This is a genomic window from Henriciella barbarensis (assembly GCF_003576345.1).
GTDB lineage: Bacteria > Pseudomonadota > Alphaproteobacteria > Caulobacterales > Hyphomonadaceae > Henriciella > Henriciella barbarensis.
Genome location: NZ_QWGB01000004.1, coordinates 41,631 through 62,656 on the forward strand (window position 1 = coordinate 41,631; position 21,026 = coordinate 62,656).

At 59.7% G+C, this 21,026-nt stretch carries 22 protein-coding genes; 13 read left to right on the forward strand and 9 right to left on the reverse strand.

All coding sequences use genetic code 11. The annotated features are described in order from the left end of the window. Positions 1–132: 132 nt before the first annotated feature. From D1224_RS01445 to D1224_RS01455, 3 genes are all read right to left on the reverse strand, one after another. Positions 133–471, reverse strand: a complete 339-nt coding sequence (locus D1224_RS01445; protein ID WP_119378165.1) for a glycine zipper domain-containing protein — start codon at positions 469–471, stop codon at positions 133–135. Between the two features lie 139 nt (positions 472–610). Next, positions 611–2,113, reverse strand: coding sequence for a hypothetical protein (locus tag D1224_RS01450; RefSeq protein ID WP_119378166.1), 1,503 nt, complete (start codon positions 2,111–2,113; stop codon positions 611–613). A 148-nt stretch (positions 2,114–2,261) separates the two neighbouring features. Beyond that, on the reverse strand, positions 2,262–3,500 hold the full coding sequence (locus tag D1224_RS01455; RefSeq protein ID WP_233350345.1) for an acyl-CoA dehydrogenase family protein: 1,239 nt from the start codon (positions 3,498–3,500) through the stop codon (positions 2,262–2,264). 39 nt (positions 3,501–3,539) lie between these two features. Between D1224_RS01455 and D1224_RS01460 the strand changes: the two genes are divergently transcribed. After that, positions 3,540–4,028: a Gmad2 immunoglobulin-like domain-containing protein gene (locus D1224_RS01460; RefSeq protein WP_119378167.1), complete on the forward strand. Its 489-nt coding sequence runs from the start codon at positions 3,540–3,542 to the stop codon at positions 4,026–4,028. On the opposite strand, the gene D1224_RS01465 is transcribed toward D1224_RS01460, so the two are convergent. Next, positions 4,029–4,766 (reverse strand): MBL fold metallo-hydrolase, encoded by a 738-nt coding sequence (locus tag D1224_RS01465; protein ID WP_119378168.1) that lies wholly within the window; start codon positions 4,764–4,766, stop codon positions 4,029–4,031. It lies immediately after the preceding gene. A gap of 105 nt (positions 4,767–4,871) precedes the next feature. Between D1224_RS01465 and D1224_RS01470 the strand changes: the two genes are divergently transcribed. Beyond that, positions 4,872–5,450: a hypothetical protein gene (locus tag D1224_RS01470; protein ID WP_119378169.1), complete on the forward strand. Its 579-nt coding sequence runs from the start codon at positions 4,872–4,874 to the stop codon at positions 5,448–5,450. On the opposite strand, the gene D1224_RS01475 is transcribed toward D1224_RS01470, so the two are convergent. After that, positions 5,447–5,959, reverse strand: a complete 513-nt coding sequence (locus tag D1224_RS01475; protein ID WP_119378170.1) for a paraquat-inducible protein A — start codon at positions 5,957–5,959, stop codon at positions 5,447–5,449. The two genes, D1224_RS01470 and D1224_RS01475, sit on opposite strands and share 4 nt — an antisense overlap. 128 nt (positions 5,960–6,087) lie before the next feature. On the opposite strand from D1224_RS01475, the gene D1224_RS01480 reads away from it, so the two are divergent. Then, positions 6,088–6,993: a M48 family metallopeptidase gene (locus D1224_RS01480; RefSeq protein ID WP_119378171.1), complete on the forward strand. Its 906-nt coding sequence runs from the start codon at positions 6,088–6,090 to the stop codon at positions 6,991–6,993. Here D1224_RS01480 and D1224_RS01485 read toward each other — a convergent pair. Then, a complete protein-coding gene (locus tag D1224_RS01485; RefSeq protein ID WP_119378172.1) occupies positions 6,990–7,457 on the reverse strand; it encodes a GFA family protein in 468 nt (155 codons plus the stop codon). The genes D1224_RS01480 and D1224_RS01485 overlap by 4 nt on opposite strands. A 191-nt stretch (positions 7,458–7,648) precedes the next feature. Between D1224_RS01485 and D1224_RS01490 the strand changes: the two genes are divergently transcribed. Together D1224_RS01490 and D1224_RS16380 are read left to right on the forward strand one after the other, a co-directional pair. Then, positions 7,649–9,595, forward strand: a complete 1,947-nt coding sequence (locus tag D1224_RS01490; RefSeq protein ID WP_119378173.1) for a S9 family peptidase — start codon at positions 7,649–7,651, stop codon at positions 9,593–9,595. Positions 9,596–9,770: 175 nt separating this feature from the next. Beyond that, the gene (locus D1224_RS16380) at positions 9,771–10,193 is read left to right on the forward strand and encodes a DUF2141 domain-containing protein (RefSeq protein WP_182482121.1); all 423 of its coding nucleotides are present in this window, start codon (positions 9,771–9,773) and stop codon (positions 10,191–10,193) included. Positions 10,194–10,247: 54 nt separating this feature from the next. Here the strand turns inward: D1224_RS16380 and D1224_RS01500 are convergent, their stop codons facing one another. Continuing rightward, entirely contained in the window at positions 10,248–10,601 is a 354-nt protein-coding gene (locus D1224_RS01500; RefSeq protein ID WP_119378175.1) for a 2OG-Fe(II) oxygenase, read from the reverse strand. Between the two features lie 320 nt (positions 10,602–10,921). Beyond that, complete coding sequence (gene carA / locus D1224_RS01505; protein ID WP_119378176.1) at positions 10,922–12,097, reverse strand: glutamine-hydrolyzing carbamoyl-phosphate synthase small subunit; 1,176 nt, start codon at positions 12,095–12,097, stop codon at positions 10,922–10,924. Positions 12,098–12,231: 134 nt separating this feature from the next. Between carA and D1224_RS01510 the strand changes: the two genes are divergently transcribed. Next, on the forward strand, positions 12,232–12,720 hold the full coding sequence (locus D1224_RS01510) for a GatB/YqeY domain-containing protein (RefSeq protein ID WP_119378177.1): 489 nt from the start codon (positions 12,232–12,234) through the stop codon (positions 12,718–12,720). A 20-nt stretch (positions 12,721–12,740) separates the two neighbouring features. On the opposite strand, the gene D1224_RS01515 is transcribed toward D1224_RS01510, so the two are convergent. Continuing rightward, positions 12,741–13,388, reverse strand: coding sequence for a TetR/AcrR family transcriptional regulator (locus D1224_RS01515; RefSeq protein ID WP_119378178.1), 648 nt, complete (start codon positions 13,386–13,388; stop codon positions 12,741–12,743). Positions 13,389–13,522: 134 nt separating this feature from the next. Between D1224_RS01515 and D1224_RS01520 the strand changes: the two genes are divergently transcribed. The 7 genes from D1224_RS01520 (at position 13,523) to D1224_RS01550 (ending at position 20,984) form a co-directional block, all read left to right on the forward strand. Next, entirely contained in the window at positions 13,523–14,287 is a 765-nt protein-coding gene (locus tag D1224_RS01520; protein WP_119378179.1) for a CPBP family intramembrane glutamic endopeptidase, read from the forward strand. 83 nt (positions 14,288–14,370) lie between these two features. After that, the gene (gene dnaG, locus D1224_RS01525; protein WP_119378180.1) at positions 14,371–16,188 is read left to right on the forward strand and encodes a DNA primase; all 1,818 of its coding nucleotides are present in this window, start codon (positions 14,371–14,373) and stop codon (positions 16,186–16,188) included. A gap of 59 nt (positions 16,189–16,247) precedes the next feature. Beyond that, entirely contained in the window at positions 16,248–18,215 is a 1,968-nt protein-coding gene (gene rpoD, locus D1224_RS01530; RefSeq protein WP_119378181.1) for an RNA polymerase sigma factor RpoD, read from the forward strand. A gap of 39 nt (positions 18,216–18,254) precedes the next feature. Beyond that, on the forward strand, positions 18,255–19,580 hold the full coding sequence (locus tag D1224_RS01535; protein ID WP_119378182.1) for a hypothetical protein: 1,326 nt from the start codon (positions 18,255–18,257) through the stop codon (positions 19,578–19,580). Positions 19,581–19,632: 52 nt separating this feature from the next. After that, positions 19,633–19,875, forward strand: a complete 243-nt coding sequence (locus D1224_RS01540) for a type II toxin-antitoxin system ParD family antitoxin (protein WP_119378183.1) — start codon at positions 19,633–19,635, stop codon at positions 19,873–19,875. Next, a complete protein-coding gene (locus D1224_RS01545) occupies positions 19,872–20,156 on the forward strand; it encodes a type II toxin-antitoxin system RelE/ParE family toxin (protein WP_119378184.1) in 285 nt (94 codons plus the stop codon). The genes D1224_RS01540 and D1224_RS01545 overlap by 4 nt, the downstream gene beginning before the upstream one ends. A gap of 78 nt (positions 20,157–20,234) precedes the next feature. Beyond that, positions 20,235–20,984 carry a DUF72 domain-containing protein gene (locus tag D1224_RS01550; protein ID WP_119378185.1) on the forward strand — a complete coding sequence of 250 codons (750 nt, stop codon included), beginning with the start codon at positions 20,235–20,237 and terminating at the stop codon, positions 20,982–20,984. Positions 20,985–21,026: the final 42 nt, after the last annotated feature.

Here is a 21,026-nt window from a genome sequence, read left to right on the forward strand (position 1 = left end):
CACGCCAGTCCTGCACGCAGGCCAGAAACTAGCACGGGGTAGGCCTGAGCAAAGGTGCCGCGGTCCGTTCGCCACAAGAAAAAAGGCCCCCTGAACTCAGGAGGCCTTCTTCAATCATAGTAGGGACCGATATTACCAGCGACGAGGGTCGGTCGGGTAACGGTCATATGCGTCTGCATAGCCGTCGCCATCATAGTCCTGCTCATCGGCCTGGTCGCGAACGCCTGGCATGTCGCAGTCTTCAGCCTCAGTACAACCTTTTGCTGCGCCAGCTGCGCCGCCAAGTGCTGCGCCGATTGCAGCGCCGCGCCCGGCATCGCCGTCGCCCGTATTATTGCCGATCACAGCGCCGGCTGCAGCACCGAGACCTGCGCCAACGGCGGCGTTGCGTTCGGTGTAACCGGACTGCGTACAGGCAGCCATCATCAGGCCAGTTGCGGCGATCGCGGTGGTTTTAAGAAGCGTATTCATGGGTAGACCCCTTCTCTTCGAATATGAACAGGTCAAACGAAGTCGAAACCTGCAGGTTCCAGTCGTGGCAGAGAAAAAGTCTAATGCGGAGTTACAAATGCTTTAGATGAACAGAGCACAACAGAATTGGGTGCTGTTACTACTCTATAAGCCGGGCAATACGCGCAGGTTGAATGGCTACTGGCACATCCGTCTTGCTTGGATTGAAATCGATGCGCAGCATGCCTGTATCCCGAAGGGCGATACGGTTTGCCACGATCTGCAGAAGCGGCGATGACTGATCGCCAGCGCCCGACCCGCTTATGAAGAAGTTCTGCGTCGGCAGGTAGATTAGCCCAATCATGCTGAGCGCGCCACGACCTGTGAGACGAGAGACGACGGGCGCGCCATTCACGGCGGTATTACGGCTCTCTGCAACGGCGATGCCAGCCAGCGGGCCCTCGCTTGGCGCGGTGAGGTCAAGCCGCGCCTGGTCACTGACACGCAAATAGGCACCCGGATCCGTAAAGATGATGGTGATGCCTTCCGCCGTGACGGTTGCCTTGCGCGTCACCGTCATAGGCGCGCCCTTGATGAAGTAGGTGCCCGGCTGCATGCGGACATGGCCGTAAGCGATGTCGAGACCGCAATAGGTGCCCGGTGTCAGCGTATCGGTTTCCATGTCGAACTGGCGGTCGAGAACATAGAGCGCATTCACAAGATTGTCGGTGAGAGCCAGCAGGTCGAAATCGCTGAGGCCCGCGCCAGTCGCGGGATTGCTCGGACAATTCTGGTTGCTGGTGCCGCCTTTGTTGCCGCAGGCATTCTCTAGACCTGTGATCTTTTCGTCTTCGTTCTCATCATCGTCATCGTCATCATCATCGTCGTCATCGCCGCGACGAATTCTGCTTTGGCGACGGACGAGCCTTGCGAGCTGGCGTTCGCTCTGGCGCACGACGCTGCGTGGTGGTTCGAAGTTTGGCGTCGGCGCGCATGTTCCGGCAGTTGGCGGGGTCCAGTCTTCAAGCGGGTCGGGGATAGGGTCACACTGCTGATCAGGGAGCGGCGAAACGCTGGCGCGGTGAGAGCGATCAACCAGGCCAGCCGCGCAGAAGCTCTTGGCCTCGGCCCGGCCTCCCTCCAGCGCCATGGACTGCCGGCCCATATCATTGGACCAGACGATACAGCCATCGGCGATCAGCCGCGCCAGGTGTTTCATCGAGATGCCGGACTGCTCATTCGGGCTGAGCGCCAGCATGCAGAGCGGGAAGCCCCAGGTGGAAGACGCTACGGCGCGGCGTCGGACCGGCGCGGTGGCATTACTGCCGGAGAAACGGGCGAAGAAATTGACGGGCTGAAATTCAAGCTCGACCTCAAGCTGGGTATGCTGGCCATAGGCGTCCTCCGTAACGGCGTCGACAACGAGGTCGGCGAGGGCGTATTCTGAATTTCGTTCGGCGAGGGCCTTTGCTTGCTGGCGCGCGGCCTCCAGTCTGTCGGCGGCACGCGGCGACGAGGAATTAAGGAATGCCGTGGCCCCGCCAAGTGCAGCCGAATCCGCAGCCTGCTGGACTTTCGCGCCGGACCGCGAATCCATGCCCAGCGCAAGCGTTGCCGCAACCAGCGCGAGGATCGCCATGATGCTGATCGCGAAGATCGGCATGGTGCTCGCACGTTCGCATGCGAGATACTGCCTGACTGGAGAGGGGGACGACCAGAGTTTCACCCTCAGGTCATCTCATAAGTGCTTGAAGATGACGCTAGCCGACTGATTCTAATTTCATCGAGTTTGGTATTCTGTCGGCTAGGATTTACAGGCCGAGCACGCGTTTCGCGATGATGTTGTGCTGGATTTCGTTTGTGCCGCCATAGATCGATTGCGCGCGCGTTCCGAAATAGGTCGACACGCCCGGTGCCGCATGGCTGGTTGCCATTCCGCCTTCAAGCCAGTCGGGGCTGACGGAGTCAGCAAAACCGCGCTGGGCATTGAAGCCTGCAGTATCGAGATAGAGCGTCGTGATCTGCTGGGCTGTCTCGGTCGCGAGGATCTTCACGATGGAGGCTTCCTTGCCGGGTGCGCCGCCATCCTTCACCGCTGACAGCACGCGTAGCACAGTCATTTCGAGGCCATCCACCGCAAGGTCAGCCTCCGCCAGCTTGCGGGCAAAGGACGGGTCATCGATCAGCCGGTGATTGCCGCCATCGGGGACGGACGAAGCGATCTTGCGGATATGGGCAAGCTGCTTTCGCTTGCCGCCAATGCGCGCATAGGAAGTGCGCTCATGGCCGAGCAGGTACTGGCTATAGGTCCAGCCCTTTCCTTCTTCGCCAATGAGATAGTCCGCAGGGACACGGACATTGTCGAAGTGGACCTGATTGAGGGCGTGCTTGCCATCGATCGTAATGATTGGCGTGACAGTGATGCCGGGCCGGTCCATCTCTGCGATGATGAAGCTGATGCCTTCCTGCTTCTTGCCGGAATTGTCGGTACGCGCGAGACAGAAGATCCAGTCGGCATGCTGGGCAGCAGAGGTCCAGATCTTGGTGCCGTTGAGGACGTACTCGTCTCCCTCTTTCACGGCAGAGAATTGCAGCGAGGCGAGGTCGGAGCCTGCCTCTGGCTCTGAATAGCCCTGCGCCCATCCTTCGCGGCCCTCGCGGATACCCGGCAGCCAGCGCTGTTTCTGCTCCTCCGTGCCGAAGGTGTAGATGATCGGGCCGACATAGACGACGCCCATCGGCGTGACCGTCGGCACGCCTGCGCGCTCGAGCTCCTCATCGAAGACGTATTGTTCCTCAAGCGACCAGCCGGGGCCGCCATGCTCTGCCGGCCAGCCAGCCGCGAGCCAGCCCTTGCTGCCAAGCGCCGTTTCAGACTTTCGCACTTCTTCGGTCGTCAGCGAGGCGCCTTTCGCCGTCTTGGCGAGAATGTCCTTGGGAAATTCGTTTTCGAAGAAAGCGCGCACATCGGCGCGGAAATCCTCGAGCTTCGGGTCTGTCTTGAGGTCCATGAGGGCACAATAGCTGACGCGCCCGCCAACGTCAGCCATGACCCAAGGTCAGAGAGGGTGGGAGAGCGCCGTCCTCATATGCTACTGCTAAGTGAAGACACGCTGGAAACCGAAAGGTCCCTCATGAAACGTCTATTGTTTGCACTCGTGCTTGCAGGCTGCGCCCCGAATATGCCGCAGGAGCCGGAACAGCAGAAGGACGAGGGCGAGCAGCCCGAAACTGGCGCGATTGATGTGTCCATGGAGCTGACGCTGAAGGACCTTGAGCCGGGCGACGAAGTGACGTCTCCGCTCCGCTTTTCGGGCAGCGCGTCCGGCCTCTGGTATTCCGAGGGGGACTTTCCGGTCCGCATCGTTGATGGCCAGGGCAATGTGATCGCCGAGTCCTACGCCTCGTCCCAGTCCAACTGGATGACGGAAGAACAGGTGCCGTTCGAAGGCGACATCACGTTCAATGTGGCTGAGCCGACCGAGGCGACGCTGATCTTTCAGGAAGACGATCCAAGCGGCATGAATGTGCCGGCAGAACACCCCGTCGCGGTGGTTCTGGTGCCGTCGGGCGAGTAGCTAGCTATACCGCTTCGACAGTTTCTGGTCGATTTCGCTCGCGGCCTGTTTCGCTGCGCCTGCGTAGCCTGTCAGGGAATCCGCGACGAACGGGTTGTCCTGACGCTCCTGACCGAACGTGCTCATCGGGCCGTGGCCCGGGATGAAGCGGATTTCAGGGCCCAGTGGCCAGAGCTTCGAGGTGATCGAGTCGATCAGCTGGGTATGGTTGCCGCGCGGAAAATCGGTGCGACCGATGGATCCGCGGAACAGGACGTCGCCCACAAAGGCCAGCGCGCCGCTTTCATTGTAGATCACGACATGGCCGGGCGTGTGACCCGGTGTGTGGGCCACGCCGAACTTTACGCCATCAAGCTCCAGCTCATCGCCGTCATCGAGATAGCGGTCCGGCGTCACGTTCTTGCCATCGGTGATGCCATAGCGCTGACCGGAAGATTCGATTTCGTCCAGCAGCCACTGGTCATCCTTGTGCGGGCCGATGATCTCACAGCCGGTACGCTCTTTCACGGCAGCGGCCGCGCCCGCATGGTCCATATGGCCATGGGTCAGCCAGACGCCGACAATCTTCACGCCAAACTCCTTGGCCGCGCCCATCAGCTTGTCGATATCCCCGCCCGGATCAACGAAGACGCCTTCCTTGCTCTCGATCGACCAGATGAGGGAGGTGTTCTGCTGTAGCGGCGTCGTCGGAATAACGCGAATTTCGAGCTTGGGCTTGTTCTGGGCTTGGTCTGTCATGCGGTAAATCTAGTCATGCAGGGCTGAAGCGCAATGCTATCGGCGCGGTAAGTGTTCAGGCTAAGGTCCACGACGAAACGAGACAAGCGAGACCGGGGTATTTTCATGGCAAGTGATGCGGGCACGCCGACAACGGCCGATCAGCTCTGGCGCGATACGATGCGCGTATTCTCGAACTTTCGCGGCATGCGCCCGCGCAAATCCTGGTTGAGTGGGCTGAGTGTCGGAACAGGTCCGAAGCGACTGGAGCGGCTGACGAACTCGAAGGGTGCCGCGCAGCTGATGCCGAAGCTGGAAGCGCTCTCTGACAGGGAGTTGTCCGTCTTCCGGACCTTTGGGCGGATCAATTTAGAGCAGGCCGAGGCAGCGATGCGACTTAGTCTGATCGCCAATATTACCATCCCGGTCGGCTTCCTCGTGATCCTGAACCAACTCTTTCCGGGGCCCGTGCAGAACGTGTTTGAGTATTCCGGCCCGGAAGCGATGCTTGGCGGCATCGGCCTTGTCGCTGTCATCCTGCTCATGCTGATCTGGTACAGCTATGCAGGCGTCTTCCAGGCGCGTGACATCTCCCATCTGGCTGCAATTGCGGCGGCCAAGCGCGGTGCTGGTCTTTCTGATGAGAAAGACGGCGGGGATGGCGATGAGGCAGGGCCTCTGGAGGCGGTTGAGCCGCTTCTCTAGCTTTCCGGTTTCCAGCGCGCGAAAGAGAGCCGCATGGTCGCGATATTGTTCAGGATCACGCCCGCGGCGAAATAGTAGAGACCGATACGGGGATGAAAGCCGATATAGGCCATTGTCTGCGACAGGCCGATCAGCAGGGCGGCGAGAAAGACGTCCAGCATCGACCATTTGCCGAGCACGTTGAGCCACCAGGCGAGCTTTGGGCTGGGCGGGGCGCCGCGCCGGAAAATTATGGCCGCAATAAAGGTCTTTGCCAGCGGGAAGACACCTGAGAAGAAGACCACCACCATGCCGAGGAAAAAGAGATCAAGCTCGATCAGCGTCTCAACCAGGCCCCAGAGATTGTACTCGATCATGATGCCCACATAGTTTGGCTTCATGATGGAAGGCTGGGAGATACCCATGATGATGAGCGCAACTGAGGCGTAGAGCGCCCATTCGGCGACAACGTCGATGATCTTGCTGGGCAGCGGATCACGGCTCTCTTGTTTTTGCGGGGTGTCGGTCATCGCGGGCGAGACTTGTCAGACATTGTGGCCTTGTCAACGCTTCCAAGCCTCAACTCTTCCAAGACGGGGGCTTTGGAACTAGTTACGCGTTAAGGCTTATTATGCTCAGCAAAAAGTGAGGGACGCACTTGGGACGTTTCATTGTCATTCTTCTCGGCCTCGCGGGCCTCGCCTTCTATTATTTCACCAATCAGGAAGTGAACCCCTTCTCTGGTGAGCGGGAGTTCAACGCGATCTCGATCTCGCAGGCGAGTGAGTTGGGCGCGCAATCCTATGCGCAGATCCTGCAGCAGGAACGGTCGAACGTGCTCTGCCTTGATCGCTGCCAGAGCGAGGTAGCCCGCGATGTCGTAAGCGATGTGCGGGTGATTGGTGAGCGCCTTCAGCGCGCCGCTGTAGAATATGAACGCGACCTCCTCGCTGAAGGGTGGGACTTCACCCCGGTGTCAGAGGATTTTGCCTGGACCTACAACGTGATCCAGTCTGACCAGCCTAACGCCTTCTGCCTGCCGGGAGGCTATGTCGCCGTCTATACAGGCATCCTTGATGTGACCGGCAATTTCGACGGGCAGGTGACGCTGGCCGATCTTGAGGACCCGGACAAGCTGGCTGTCGTCATGGGTCATGAGATTGGTCACGCAATGGCGCATCATGGTGCCAAGCGGATGAGCCAGAGCCAGCTCGCACAGCTCGGCATGGCGGCGGTCAGTGTCGGTGTTGGCGATATGGACCCCGGCCAGCGCCAGATGGTGCTAGGTGCGATGGGTGTCGCGGCGCAGGGCGGTATGATGGCCTTTTCGCGCCAGCATGAAACCGAAGCGGATCGTATCGGCCTCGAACTGCTCGTGCGGGCCTGCTACGATCCGCGTGAGGCACCAGAGCTGTGGGAGCGCATGGGCTCTCTCGGCGGCGGACAGCGCCCGCCTGAGTGGATGTCGACGCACCCGGCTTCAGAGACCCGCGCGCAGAACTTCCGCGACTGGATGCCGGAATATATCGAGATGTATGAGGCCAATTGCGGGCCGCTCCGCTAGGCGGCTGCTACGGTCGCTTTCGCATAAGTCTCGATCAGCGCGCTCATATCGTTAGGGCCGGGAAAGCGCTCAAAGCCGTGAGGTGTGCCCGTCTCGGCCCAGCTGAGCTTCTCGGCTGTCTGGGTTTCGACAAAGGGCGCATACCAGCCTGTCTCATCGAACAGGGTCGCGCGGACATTGACCATGAAGTCGAGCGCGGCGGGGCGCGTGAACATCCAGCTCATGCAGTCGGGGCAGAAATAATGGGGCAGGTCAGCCTGCTTCAGCCCGCCAACGACCGGCTCGCCCTTGATGACTTCGAAGCCATCGGCGGGAAAGGCGACGCTGGTTGAGAAGGCACTTCCCGACATCTTCTGGCAGCCGGTACAGTGGCAGGCCATTGTGATGAGCGGGGGCTGGGTAACCCTGAAGCGGACCGCGCCGCAGCGGCATCCGCCTTTAGCGGGCAGATCGGGATGTTTCATCGGGCGCTCCAGTCGCTAGCAGACCTACTGTCTGCCCCAAGCACGGCTCAAGAAGCAACATTGGCCGGCGTCATCAATCCGCTTTCCGAAAAGGGCTGCGGCCTTCACGATTGTGGCAAGGCGCCTATACTCATTCCTGACAGGTTGGCGGCGTCCGCTGCTGGCCGTTTCACGCGATCAGGAGACACTCAATGTTCTACAAGACGACCGCCCTTGCCGGTGTGGCTGCGGCAGCGCTCATCTCTGCCCCTTTCGCTGGCGCGCAGGAGGCCATGGCGCCGACATCTGCCGAGCGCGTAACCGAAGGCAATCTTGTCATGGATAACATTCCGGAGATACCGGAAGAGGTGAGCGAGAAGCTGCGCCAGTACCAGAATGTGCGCACGCATGGCTTTGCCGACTGGACCGATGAGGGCGTGCTGATCGCGACCCGCTTTGGTGAGGTCAGCCAGATCCACCAGGTAAAAACCCCGCTTGGCGCGCGCCGTCAGGTGACCTTCTATGATGAGCCGATTGGCGGCGCCTCCGTGAGCCCGGCAGGCGGCAGCTTTGTCTTCTCCAAGGATACGGGCGGCGATGAGTTCTATCAGGGCTACCTCTTCGACATGGCGAGCGGCGGTGTCACGCGGTTTACCGAAGCTGGCACGCGCAATGGCGGCTATACCTGGACCGATGACGGCTCGCAGGTTCTGTTCTACGAGGCGCGTGATGGCGAGGCCGACTACGACCTGAGAATGGGCAATCCAGCTGATCCGGCCAGTATTGAGACCGTGTTCGAAGGCGACGGCACAGGCGCGCTCTTCCCGGTCGACTTCTCCGCCGATGGCAGCATGGTGACCATTCAGCGCTACATTTCCATCCAGGATAGCGACATCTTCACCTTCAATGTGGAGACCGGCGAGATGACCGAAATCCGTCCCGGCGAAGAAGTTGCCTATAATGGCCTTTACTTCCTGCCGGATGGCAGCGTGCTGACCTCCACCGATGCAGGGTCCGAGTTCAAAAATCTTGTCCGCCTCGTGCCGGGATCCGACGAGATGACGAACTATACCAGCGATATCGATTGGGATGTCGAAGGCTATGACCTGTCGCCGGATGGCAGCACAGTTGTCTTCACGGTCAATGAGGGCGGCCTTGGCACGATCAAGCTGCTCGATATCGAAAGCGGCGAAGTCACCGACGGCCCTGACCTTCCGACGGGGATCGCCGCTGGCCCACAATTTGACAGCTCGGGTGCCCGTGTCGGCTTCACCTTTGTCGGCGCGACCAGCCCGGCCGATGCCTGGTCTTTCGATGTCGAGACACTGGAGCTGACCCGCTGGACCGAAGCCGAAGTTGGCGGGCTCGATACCGCCGCCTTTGTCGAGCCGGAGATGTTCGACTATCCGAACGCCGACGGCATGGACATTCCGGCCTTCATCTATCGCCCGGCAGGTGAGGGGCCTTATCCGGTCATCGTGTCGATCCATGGCGGGCCTGAAGGCCAGTCACGGCCATATTTCTCTTCGACCTACCAGTATTGGGCGAATGAACTTGGCGCGGCCGTCGTCGTGCCGAACGTCCGTGGCTCGGCTGGCTATGGCAAGACCTATGTGAGCCTCGACAATGGCCTCAATCGCAAGAAGTCGGTTGAGGATATTGGTGCGCTTCTCGACTGGATCGACGGCCAGGGCGACCTCGATAGCGACCGCGTGCTCGTCTATGGCGGCTATATGGTTCTGGCCTCGATGGTCGATTACAATGACCGCCTCGCAGGCGGCATCGACATTGTCGGCATCTCTGACTTCAAGACCTTCCTTGAGAACACTAAGGGCTATCGCCGCAACCTTCGCCGCGCCGAATATGGCGATGAGCGTGACCCGGAGATTGCCGCTTTCTTCGAGGAAATCTCACCGCTGAACAATGCGAGCGAGATCAACAAGCCGATCTTCATCATTCAGGGCGCCAATGACCCTCGTGTGCCAGCGTCTGAGGCTGAGCAGATCCTCGAGGCGGTCCGCCAGAATGGTGGCGATGCCTGGTTCCTGCTTGCCATGGATGAGGGACACGGCTTCCGCAAGAAATCCAACCGCGACTTCCAGCGCGAAGCTGAAACGCTCTTCCTTCAGGATGTGCTGGAGTTGGACGGCGCTGAGTAAAAGCCTGCATTCAGGCGAATTATCGGAAAGCGGCCCCATTGCGGGCCGCTTTTTTCATTGCACGTCGCTCAGCGTGCTCCGCCAAACGAATTCGTACTTTGTATTACAAAGCTCTCTTGACAGCCGGTTCTTGCTTTGCGATACAAAGTGCATTGCAGAGAGAAAGGAACCTGCCATGTTGAAGCAACTCATCACCACCGCCCTGATTGCTGGCGCGCTTGCGGCCCCCGCTTTTGCAGCACCGTTGACCGTTACGCTTGAGGGCGTCGAGGATCGTGGCGTGCCGCTCTATGTCGGTGTTCAGACCGAAGAGCAGTTCATGAAATGGGACGGCATTGCTGGCGAGAAGGTCGAGGACCCGGAAGCCGGCACGGTGACGGTCTCGTTCGACCTGCCTGAAGGTGAGTATTCAGTGTCGGTCTGGCATGATCTTAACGACAATGGCGAGTTCGATATGAACGAGAGCGGCTGGCCAGAGGAGGGCTATGCGATGAGCAATCAGGCGGCACTTCGCGGTATGCCGACATTCGATGTCGTGAAAGTTGCTGTCGATGCCGAAGGCGCCGCCATCATTGAAACGGTCAACTATCCGCAATAGTCTGCACAGACACACATTACCGTGGCCGGCCCTCGCAAGGGCCGGTCACTTGCGTTAGCTTAGCGGGTCGATACGGCCGTCGCCGGACTGGTTCACCCGCCACCAGCCGGCAAGCCCATAGCGGGTTTCCTGCGTGACTTCGACTTCGTGCGTAATGGCTTCTGACAGCATGAGAACGACGCCGCCCGGCTTCGGTATGATACGCGCGGCGGGCGGGTCTAAATCGCCTGCACCCTCATTCCACACCGCGAGTGCACCGCCGCGTGCTTCGTCCCAGTCCTCATTGAGGTAGGCGGCAAGCGAGACGACACGGTTTCGTGCGCCTGCAAAACTGTCGAGGTGGCGGCCATAGAAGCCGCCGGGTGGGTAGACCGCAAAACAGACTTCCATTTCGAACAGGCCGAGCATCAGCTCTCGGTTAAGCGCATTGCGCAGCGTTTCGGCCCAGTTGCGGAAGTCCTGCTGGGCTGGTGTCGAGCTATCGAACCAGGTGATGCGCGTGCGCCGGACAGAGCGGTCGACCTGGAAATCGTCCTCACGCCCGATGCCGGCGGGGTCGAGATCCGAAGCGGCGTCACGATCGATGAGTTCAGCGCGCAGTGCCGATGTCAGTGCTTCGGGAAGCAGGAGGGGCTGCCAGGTCCATCCTTTGGTTGCAAGATCGTCGGCGATTGCGCCAATGCGATTGTCCCCTACGCAAAGCGCTTCAGGGGGAGGGGAGATGGCGTTCAGCTCTGCTGGTCCTTCATGAAGCCTGCAAAACGCTGGAACAGGTAGAAGCTGTCCTGTGGGCCGGGGCTCGCCTCAGGGTGGTGCTGGACCGAGATGATCGGCTTTCCTTTGACCCGAAGGCCCGAATTGGTGCCATCGAAGAGCGAGCGGTGGCTCTCCTCGACACCGTCGGGCAGCGTCGCTGTATCGACAGTGAAGCCGTGGTTCATGGACACGATCTCGACCTTGCCGGTTTCGAAGTCTTTCACAGGATGGTTTGCGCCGTGATGGCCCTGCGGCATCTTCTTGGTCTCAGCACCCAGCGCGAGCGCCAGAAGCTGGTGCCCAAGGCAGATGCCGAGCAGCGGCTTGCCGCTATCGATCAGCTTGTTAATCGTGTCACCGCAGCGTTTGATGGTCGCTGCCGGGTCGCCGGGGCCGTTCGACAGAACGACGCCGTCCGGGTTCAGCTTCATGATCTCTTCGAACGGCGTGTCGCCGCGAACGATGGTCGCGCGCGCGCCGACATGCGCAAGGTTACGCAAGATGTTCTTCTTCACGCCATAGTCGAGCACGACGACATGGAAGTCGGTCTGTTCGTTGTTGGCAAAGCCCGTGACAAGATCCCAGAGGCGCTCTGAATTGTCGTACGCCGCGTCGCCAACGACATTGAGCGCAAGGTCGGCCGCTTCGAGGCCCTCCCAGGCGCGGGCAGCTTCGATCAGCGCCTCGACATCGATATTGCCATCGGGAGCATAGGCGACCGCGCATTTTGGCATGCCGCCCTCGCGGATGATGCGGGTCAGCGCGCGCGTATCGACATTGGAAACGGCGGTGATGTTCTTCTTGGCCAGCCAGGCATCGAAATGGTCGCGTGAGCGCCAGTTGGATGGCGGCGAAATCGGCTCACGGAAGACGGCCCCCGTCGCGGCCCGGCCTGCTTCAGTGGAGGATTCTTCATGGTCTTCCGGGTTCGCGCCGACATTGCCGACATGGGGGAAGGTGAAGAGGACAACCTGGCCTGCATAGGACGGATCGGTCAGGATTTCCTGATAGCCGGTGATCGACGTGTTGAAGCAAAGTTCCCCCACTGCGACACCGGCGGCGCCGGAACCGTGGCCGAGGAAAACCGTTCCATCTGCCAGCGCGATCGCGCCAGTAGCTGGTGTATCGGGTTGATTTCCTGTGGTCATGGGCGTATCTCCTCGCGTCCTGTCAGACGCCATTAGGGATTCGGTCACCAACAGACCTCATCCTCCGGCGGCGTGAGATAGGCGTGCAGTGACCCGGGCGTCAAGTTCGAGGTCCATGTATAAAAAGAGCAGGTATGGGACAGACAGACGTTTCTCCAGCTAACACGATCCGCGACCGTGTTTTAGTCGCACTCCAGAAAGCTGAAGCGGACGATGCTGAAGGCATCCGTGCGCGTACGCTGCGTCTGGTGAGCTGTGCTATGCGCGATCGTGATGTCACGGCCCGCGGACAGGGCCAGTGCGCCGGCTGCGAGGACACGGAAGTTCGCAAGCTGCTGGAGATCATGGTTGCCCAGCGCGAAGTGTCTGCCCGCGAGTTTGACGATTCTGGCCGCATCACGGACGCCGAGCGTGAGCGCGAAGAAATGGAGATCCTCCAGTCCTTTCTGCCGCAGCCGCTTGAAGGCCTAGCGCTTGAAAAGGCTGTCGATGCCGTCGTGAATGATCTGGAAGCGACCAAGCTGAAGGATATGGGGCGTTGTATGGCAGAGCTGCAAAGCCGCTATCCAGGCCGTATCGACACCGGTACCGCTGGCAAGGCTGTCCGCCGCGCTCTGGTCTAGGCCATCCTGGTGTTGGCTTTTCAGGCTGGGCTGAGCGAGAGATATCCGAACACTATGTCCGCAATCTCGTCGGCGAAGGCATCACCTTCTGCTGACACGACGTATCCTGGACCATCCTCGTTGAAGAGCGCTTTTTCAACGAGCGCGGTATTTGCGATATAGATCATCATCTCTGCCGCACGGTCGAGGTCAGGCTGGTGAACCTTGTCTCTTACCAGCTCAAGGAATGCGCGGTTGCCCGCAAGTGCGTCCTGCCAGAGCTGTTTCCAGTCTTCCCCGATTAGCTGCGGTCGAAGCCGCCCCTGCAAATGTACCGCGCGCAGGATGTGGGCCTGTTCACCTATGAAGCGGTAGGCCGCACGCATCTGCCTGCGGAGAAGCTGGCGCAGGTCGGCGGACGCGACCTCATCAGCCTCGACCGCGGCCGTTTCCATCTGGAGCTCATTGCGGGCCTTCCAGAGCTCGAAAAGAAGCGGGATCAGTGCTTCCTTGTTTTCAAACCGTCGGTACACCGTGCCCACCGCGACACCGGCCTCGGCCGCGAGGTCGGGCACTGAGATCGCATCGAAATCCTTTTTGCGAAGCAGCGCCTCCAGCGCGTCCATCAGCTTCTTCTGGGTCTTGATGGACCGCGCCTGGATCGCCGGCCGGGCGAAGCTGTTTGACATAAATGCTGTCTTCCAATATGTGAATGTGAATTCACGTTCATTTTAGGCGAGAATGAGCGAACTTTCAAGCAGCAGAGGACTGCGAGGGCATTGCTGCGCAAGCAGTTTTAGCGGCCGCGTAGGGCAGGTGGATCATGGACACTTTCATTCAGACGGAACCAGAACTGGTCATAGGCCTCGGGGCGATCCTGTTTCTCTGGGTCTGCGGCATGGCGTCGGACATCTATCGTCGCGTCCGCAAGCCCGCCCGGCCAACGCGGAGTCCTTTCATTCACTGGATCGTGACAGGGTCGCTTCTCTGGTTGCTGTGCGGCGTCAGTCTTTGGGCGTGGCTTTTTTCCGGACGATCTCTCGGCGCGCTCGGTTTCACCTGGGGGCAGGGAATGGGCGTCTTCGCTGCATGGGGGATTGCGCTCGGTTTCATGGCGCTGCAGCTCGCCCAGTTGCCTGCCATACGCAGAGATGCCGGTCTTCAGGACACGCTGCGCAAGTCGATGTTCGGCTCGGGCGACTACGACGCCCTGATGCCAAGGCGGCGGCGCGACTGCTGGGGTTTCTTCATGGTGGCGGTAACGGCAGGGATCACCGAAGAAGTTATCTTCCGCGCCTTCCTGATCAGCGTCCTTGCACTTCTGATGCCGCTCTGGGTCGCAGCGGTCGCGGCGGTCGCTGTCTTCATCCTCGCCCACATTTATCAGGGCGTGCAGGGGCTGATGCGCATCCTACCGGTCACGATCATCATGACGTTGACCTATGTCCTGTCTGGCTCACTCTGGCCGGGGATTGTCGTCCACGTGGTGGTCGACGTCATGGCTGGGGTGATCGCGTGGCTCCTCCTGCCGCAGGACGGATACGTCACGACGGACGAGACCGTGACGCCTGACGGTATGCGCGCCTAGTTATCCACAGATGAGGGCGGGCCTGTGTATAGCCGCATCCGAGTGTGGCCCTGAAGGCGCGATCTGCGCTACACTCTGCCCTTATGTCAGCTTCCATTCGCATACCAGATGGCTTCGTCGAGGAGTTGAAGGCCCGTATCCGGCCGTCAGACGTCATCGGGCGCAAGGTGAAGCTTAAGAAGCAGGGCAAGGAATGGGTCGGTCTTTCCCCCTTCACGAATGAGAAAAGCCCGAGCTTCTACGTCAATGACCAGAAGCGCATCTTCAAGGATTTCTCATCCGGCATCGGCGGCGATGTCATCTCGTTTGTGATGGAAACTGAAAGGCTCTCCTTCATGGAGGCGGTGGAAAAGCTCGCTGACGAAGCGGGTATGCAACTGCCGAAGGCGACGCCGCAGGACGAGGAAACGTATGACAGGCGCAAGCGGCTTTATGCCTGTTGCGAGGCGGCCTGCCGTTTCTTCGAGGACCGGTTGCGCGCGGCAGAAGGAACCGAAGCGCGAGAATATCTCGAAAATCGCGGTCTGGGCGCTGCTGCCTGGGCGCGTCACCGGCTGGGCTATGCGCCTGACGACTGGCGCAAGACCATCGACCATCTGAAAGCCGAAAGCTTCGGCATGCAGGAAATCGTCGATGCGGGTCTCGCTGTCGTGAAAGAGGGCGGGGGCGACCCATATGACAGGTTCAGGGGCCGCGTCATTTTCCCGATCACGGATGTACGCGGTCAGGTCATTGCCTTCGGGGGCAGGGGGCTGCAGCCCGACGCCAAGCCGAAATACCTCAACTCCAACGACACGGAGCTCTTTCACAAGGGCCGCGTCCTCTACCGCTACAAAGATGCGCGCGAAGCTTTCGGCAGCACCGATGCAGGCGGGCTGATCGTCACCGAGGGCTATATGGATGCCATCGCCATGGCAGAGGCCGGGATCGGCCATGCTGTCGCCCCGCTTGGTACGGCGCTCACGGAAGATCAGCTCGGGCTGCTATGGCGCGCCGGGCCGGAGCCTGTGCTCTGTTTTGATGGAGATGCAGCTGGTCTGCGCGCGGCCTATCGTTCCATTGAGCGGGCGCTGCCGCATATCCAGCCGGAACGCACGCTTTTCTTCTGTCTCCTCTCCGGCGGGATGGACCCGGATGACCTTATCCGCCAGTCGGGGCCCGAGGCGATGAAGCAGGCGCTTTCGAATTCTGTGCCGCTGATCGAAGTGCTCTGGAGGCGCGAGCGTGACGCTGAACCCCTCGACACCCCGGAAAGGCAGGCCGGTCTCGAAGCACGGCTGATGCAGGCGGCGGCCACGATCCAGCATGCGGGTGTGCGTGCCGCCTATGAGAGAGAGCTGAAATCCCGAAAGAATGACCATCTCTGGCAGATGCGCCGGCGGGCGCGCGGTCCGGCTGGGCGTTCTGACGCGCCGGTAAAAGGCGCACACCAGACGAGCGCGCCAGCAAAGACGCGGGGCCTTGGTTTGCTTGTCCGGGCGATCGATTCCCCTCACCTCATTGATGTTGGATTCGAGATGTTATCCATGGCGGTTTTCCTGGATGAGGATGTCGCAACTTTACGCGATGTGATCATTTCGTCGCCTGACGCAGGCGCAGGTGTTGACCGCAGAGCAATCGCGACCCATTTAGTGCAGTCTGGAAACATGCGCGCTGCTGACTTGCTCAATTCTTATCCCGCAACAACTGCTATAGCTCCGGATGGAGCTGACGAACGGGAATGGCTAATCGCCCTGGAGCAATACGTGGCCCGCGACGACGCCAGCGCGTCTGGCGACGTCGCCAAGGCTGAGGTGACAGCGTCACCTGAGAACTGGCGGCGGCGTAGGCATGAAGTGGCGGAACGTGAGGCTCGTGTGGCGCGTCTCAACGAGGCAGCAGAACAAACCGATCAGGACTGATCGGCCAGGTGATTGTTTGAATGTTGCAGGGGGCAAGCTGCAACAGGCGGGAGAGTTAGATGGCGAAAGCCCAGAAGCGTGACAATAACGGCGCCGAAGTCGAGACTGACGATCGTCCGGTGCTCGATCTCAACGACTCGAAGATCAAGAAATTTATCAAGCAGGCAAAGTCCAAGGGCTATGTCACGCATGAAGAACTGAACAACGTGCTTCCATCGGAGGAGCTGTCCTCCGATCAGATCGAAGACACTATGTCAGCTCTTTCCGAAATGGGTATCCAGGTCGTCGAGAATGAAGACGAAGTGGAAAACGCGTCCAAGAGCACGGCAGTAACCAAGACCGGCACCACCGGCGCGGTGGTCAAGAAGGGCAACGCCCGCGGCTCTGACCGGACCGATGATCCGGTGCGCATGTATCTGCGTGAGATGGGCGCGGTGGAACTCCTGTCGCGTGAAGGCGAAATTGCCATCGCCAAGCGTATCGAGGCTGGCCGCGATGCGATGATCCGCGGCCTCTGCGAGAGCCCGCTGACCTTCGAGGCCATGATGGTCTGGCGCGATGAGCTCATGAATGAGCGCATCCTTCTGCGCGACCTGATCGATCTCGAAACGACCTATGGCGCGGAAAATCCGACGCCAGAACCGCGCGAAAAGACTGAGGAAGAAAAAGAAGCCGAAGCCCGCGAGCGCGAGAACGAAACGACCGAGGAACGCCTCGCCCGCGAAGAACGCGAGGACGAGGAAGAAGGTCAGGCCATGTCCATGTCCGCCATGGAGGCCGAGCTTCGTGACGGTGTCCTTGGCAAGCTGGACGAGATCGCCCTTGCTTTCGGTCAGTACCGCAAGCTGCAGGAGCGCCTCGTTGAGCGCCGCATGGCAGGCAAGGCGCTGACCTCTGATGCGCGCGACGAATACGACGCGCTCGCCCAGTCCATCGTCGACAACCTCAAGACGATGCACATCAACAATGCGCGTATCGAAGCGCTTGTTGAGCAGCTCTACGCCATCAATAAGAAGCTGATGGGCCTCGAAGGCAAGCTGATGCGTCTAGCCGATGCCAAGGGCGTGCCGCGCAAGGAATTCCTCGACAGCTATTTCGGCAATGAGCTGAACCCGAACTGGCAGGAAGAAACGCTTGGGACCGCCAGGTCCAAGAAGAAGTGGGAAAACTTCTTTGAGTCGCAAGGCGAGCAGATCGGCGAAATCCGCGACGAAATCACGGCTGTTTCGCAGGAAATCGGTATCCCGATCGATGATTTCCGCCAGATCGTCCAGCGCGTCCAGAAAGGTGAACGCGAAGCCCGCGTCGCCAAAAAGGAAATGGTGGAGGCAAACCTCCGCCTCGTGATTTCGATCGCGAAGAAATACACCAATCGCGGCCTGCAATTCCTTGACCTGATTCAGGAGGGCAACATCGGCCTCATGAAGGCGGTCGATAAGTTCGAATATCGCCGCGGTTACAAGTTCTCGACCTATGCGACCTGGTGGATCCGTCAGGCCATCACAAGGTCCATCGCCGACCAGGCCCGCACGATCCGTATTCCGGTGCACATGATCGAGACGATCAACAAGATCGTGCGCAGCCAGCGCCAGATGCTGCATGAGATCGGCCGTGAGCCGACCCCGGAAGAGCTCGCTGAAAAGCTCGGCCTGCCGCTGGAAAAGATCCGCAAGGTTCTGAAAATCGCGAAAGAGCCGATCTCGCTCGAAACGCCGATTGGCGACGACGAAGACTCCAACCTTGGCGACTTCATCGAAGACAAGATGGCGCTTCTGCCGGTCGACAGCGCAATCCAGTCAAACCTGCGCGAAACCACGACCCGCGTGCTCGCCTCGCTCACCCCGCGTGAGGAACGCGTCCTGCGCATGCGCTTTGGCATCGGCATGAACACGGACCACACTCTGGAAGAAGTCGGCCAGCAGTTCAGCGTGACCCGCGAACGTATCCGCCAGATCGAAGCCAAGGCGCTACGCAAGCTCAAGCACCCAAGCCGGAGCCGCAAGCTGCGGAGCTTCCTGGATACGTAGGTCTATCCAACCCCTCTCTGGCCCGCCGGGGAGGGGCTGATGTCAGACGACAATAACATGCCTGCTGGCAAGATGGCCCGGATCGACAGCCCGCATACGCTATACAGGGCGTTAAAGACGGACGGTATAGCGTCCGATCATGCTAGGGTCATTGCTCTTCGCATTGCTCTGCGGGTTCTTCCCATGATCGCTTCGGTCCCTGATAAGCGATGGACGATGGCGGCATTGAGGTCCGCATTCGTTTCGCGGCATGCGCCCGGTTCAGCTGCCACTGCCGCAAAAGCCTTAACTGACGCCACCTCGGCCGCCAGAGTCGATCCTGAGTCCTTTGGCTACGCCCATCACGACGGCACGACCGATCCCGCCTTCGAAGCGGTCTCGGCCGCCGCCCTTGCCGCCACCTTCGCCGCACGTGCGGCCGCCGCCTCCGACTCCGCCGCCGCTTCCGACGCCGCCGCCGCTTCCGACGCCGCCGCCGCTTCCGACGCCGACGACGCCATTAAGAACAAACTTTGGGACGCGACTGATCTGGATTGGCGCGCCTTTGAAACGAATGATCCGGTTGAGCTTTTAGGCATGCCTCTATGGCCGGCCGGAATTTCGGGTGAGCTGGAAGAAGCGATAACGCGCTTCAAATCTATGCTCGTTGATTTCGGCTCGGCCTGGCCGCTCTGGGCGCGCTGGTACGATCAGATACTGAAAGACGCCTCGATCGATCCATTTCCAAACCAAAAACTTGATGAAATTGCCAACAAGCCGACAGAATTCTGGGGCGACGGCGACAATCCGCGAACCCCAGACGATATCATGGCTGAAATCGCGGAGATTTTGGGGTGGTCGATAAGTGTTGAGGCAAGTGATGCGGACGAGTCCTCGGGGACAGCTCCACGTCTTTACAGCGCGGCGGAGGAAGAGCTTGGATCTCTGATCCAAACGAAAACTGTCGTTGTCAAAAAAATTATCTCTGGTTTGAAAGTTGCTTGTGAGGCTGAGCGAGCGCAGGTCGCGGCCGATAAGCCGAACAGCGAAGAAAAAATAGACGAACAAGCACAGAAGATAATCTTCTTCGACAAGCTTAACTCTGGATTCCTTGAAGTCGAGGAAGCCATCGATTCCGACTCCCCGAAGCAGGTGGTAGAGCGGATAAACGGAGCGCTGAAAGACCTCGAGTCTTGGTATGATTCACAGCCTGATTACGTTCAGAAGTCTATCAGACTAACTGGCGTAGGCATGTCCTTGGCCGGGTTGGTAGCGGCGGGCGCCCCAAGCCTTCTCGCGTTTCCTTTCGTCGCGTGTTTCTTTGCGAAGACTGAAATCAAAGAACTCAGTAAATTGCGACCTAAGTTCGGGAGTGCGGGCGATTGACAAACTTTGCCATAGTGCTCATTTTTCTCTCCGTCAAAGGAGAACTCTTCAAATGGCCACGATGAACATCTCTCTGCCGCAGCAGATGAAGGACTGGGTCGAGGAACAGACGAAGGATGGCAAATACGCCAACTCCTCAGACGTCGTTCGAGACCTCATCCGGCGCGAGCTTACCAAGCGCGAGAAGATCGCCGCGATGCAGGAGAAGATCGACGAGGCCTATGCGAGCGGCTTTGTCGAGGTGGATGATATCGATAGCTTCATGGACGATATCATGACGCGCGCGGGGCTTTGACCTATTTTGTTTCCGATGCCGCGGCTGCTGACATTCAGTTCATGGCCGTTGAAGGGCGCGTTCTCTTTGGTCCCATCCAGACGAGATCTTATCTAAAAGGCCTGACGCGAGCGTTTCAGCGGATATCTTCTTTTCCGCAAGCCTATCGAGAACGCTTTGAAATCTTCCCGCCTCAGCGGGTGTGCCGCTATGGGGCTCACCTTATCTTCTATGTCTCCGAGGATGCCGGTGTACGAATTCTGCGGATCCGTCACGGTCGCGAAGATTGGCAGGACGAGTAGTTCCAGCCACAAGATTTGGGTCGTAACTCACGGCGTGGTTAGCTAGCTTCGCCTTGAACCAGACAAGGTAGCCCCCAAATGACCCATCCCATACGTATCGGCATTGGCGGCTGGAATTATGAGCCGTGGGAAGAGACCTTCTATCCCGGCGATCTCGCGAAGAAGCGGCAGCTTGAATATGCCTCGCGCCAGCTGACCGCGATCGAGATCAACTCCACCTTCTACCGAAACCAGAAGCCGCACGTCTTTGAGAACTGGGCGGAGCAGACGCCCGATGGGTTCAAGTTCACGGTCAAGGCGCAGCGGTTCACGACATCGCGCAAGACACCAGGCGAGATGAAGGAGGCCATCGACTGGTTTATTGGCGGCGGGGTGACGAAGCTTGGTGAACGGCTTGGCGCGATCAACTGGCAGTTTCCCGAGAGCCGCAAGTTCGATGCGGACTATTTCGGCGCCTTTCTGGACGCGCTGCCCGCCGAGCATGAGGGGCTGGCCATCCGTCACGCCATCAAGGTTCGCAATGACAGCTTCAAGACAGACGAATTCACCGACATGCTGCGCAAACATGGCTGCGCGCTGGTCTATTCAGACGCCGAAGACTGGCCGATGCCAGACGTCGAGACGGCCGATTTCGCCTATGCCCGGCTTCAGGAAAGCCGTGAGACCTACAAAGCCGGATATGCCCCTGCAGCACTGGATGACTGGGCTGGAACGTTGAAAGACTGGGCCAAAACCCGCGAGGTCTATGCTTTCTTCGTTTCCGGTGCCAAGGCGCGCGACCCGTTGGCCGCGCAGGAGCTGATCAAACGGGTGGGGCAGCCAGCTTAGTCCGGCGCGTTTCAGTCCTCGCGGTGGCAATCGAGTGCCGAG

What these genes read in the sequence shown, in the direction of transcription:
- D1224_RS01445 (WP_119378165.1), bottom strand. Translation starts at nt 471, where the DNA reads ATGAATACGCTTCTTAAAACCACCGCGATCGCCGCAACTGGCCTGATG.
- D1224_RS01450 (WP_119378166.1), bottom strand. Translation starts at nt 2,113, where the DNA reads ATGCCGATCTTCGCGATCAGCATCATGGCGATCCTCGCGCTGGTTGCG.
- D1224_RS01455 (WP_233350345.1), bottom strand. Translation starts at nt 3,500, where the DNA reads ATGGCTGACGTTGGCGGGCGCGTCAGCTATTGTGCCCTCATGGACCTC.
- D1224_RS01460 (WP_119378167.1), top strand. Translation starts at nt 3,540, where the DNA reads ATGCTACTGCTAAGTGAAGACACGCTGGAAACCGAAAGGTCCCTCATG.
- D1224_RS01465 (WP_119378168.1), bottom strand. Translation starts at nt 4,766, where the DNA reads ATGACAGACCAAGCCCAGAACAAGCCCAAGCTCGAAATTCGCGTTATT.
- D1224_RS01470 (WP_119378169.1), top strand. Translation starts at nt 4,872, where the DNA reads ATGGCAAGTGATGCGGGCACGCCGACAACGGCCGATCAGCTCTGGCGC.
- D1224_RS01475 (WP_119378170.1), bottom strand. Translation starts at nt 5,959, where the DNA reads ATGACCGACACCCCGCAAAAACAAGAGAGCCGTGATCCGCTGCCCAGC.
- D1224_RS01485 (WP_119378172.1), bottom strand. Translation starts at nt 7,457, where the DNA reads ATGAAACATCCCGATCTGCCCGCTAAAGGCGGATGCCGCTGCGGCGCG.
- D1224_RS01490 (WP_119378173.1), top strand. Translation starts at nt 7,649, where the DNA reads ATGTTCTACAAGACGACCGCCCTTGCCGGTGTGGCTGCGGCAGCGCTC.
- D1224_RS16380 (WP_182482121.1), top strand. Translation starts at nt 9,771, where the DNA reads ATGTTGAAGCAACTCATCACCACCGCCCTGATTGCTGGCGCGCTTGCG.
- D1224_RS01500 (WP_119378175.1), bottom strand. Translation starts at nt 10,601, where the DNA reads ATGCTCGGCCTGTTCGAAATGGAAGTCTGTTTTGCGGTCTACCCACCC.
- carA (WP_119378176.1), bottom strand. Translation starts at nt 12,097, where the DNA reads ATGACCACAGGAAATCAACCCGATACACCAGCTACTGGCGCGATCGCG.
- D1224_RS01510 (WP_119378177.1), top strand. Translation starts at nt 12,232, where the DNA reads ATGGGACAGACAGACGTTTCTCCAGCTAACACGATCCGCGACCGTGTT.
- D1224_RS01515 (WP_119378178.1), bottom strand. Translation starts at nt 13,388, where the DNA reads ATGTCAAACAGCTTCGCCCGGCCGGCGATCCAGGCGCGGTCCATCAAG.
- D1224_RS01520 (WP_119378179.1), top strand. Translation starts at nt 13,523, where the DNA reads ATGGACACTTTCATTCAGACGGAACCAGAACTGGTCATAGGCCTCGGG.
- dnaG (WP_119378180.1), top strand. Translation starts at nt 14,371, where the DNA reads ATGTCAGCTTCCATTCGCATACCAGATGGCTTCGTCGAGGAGTTGAAG.
- rpoD (WP_119378181.1), top strand. Translation starts at nt 16,248, where the DNA reads ATGGCGAAAGCCCAGAAGCGTGACAATAACGGCGCCGAAGTCGAGACT.
- D1224_RS01535 (WP_119378182.1), top strand. Translation starts at nt 18,255, where the DNA reads ATGTCAGACGACAATAACATGCCTGCTGGCAAGATGGCCCGGATCGAC.
- D1224_RS01540 (WP_119378183.1), top strand. Translation starts at nt 19,633, where the DNA reads ATGGCCACGATGAACATCTCTCTGCCGCAGCAGATGAAGGACTGGGTC.
- D1224_RS01550 (WP_119378185.1), top strand. Translation starts at nt 20,235, where the DNA reads ATGACCCATCCCATACGTATCGGCATTGGCGGCTGGAATTATGAGCCG.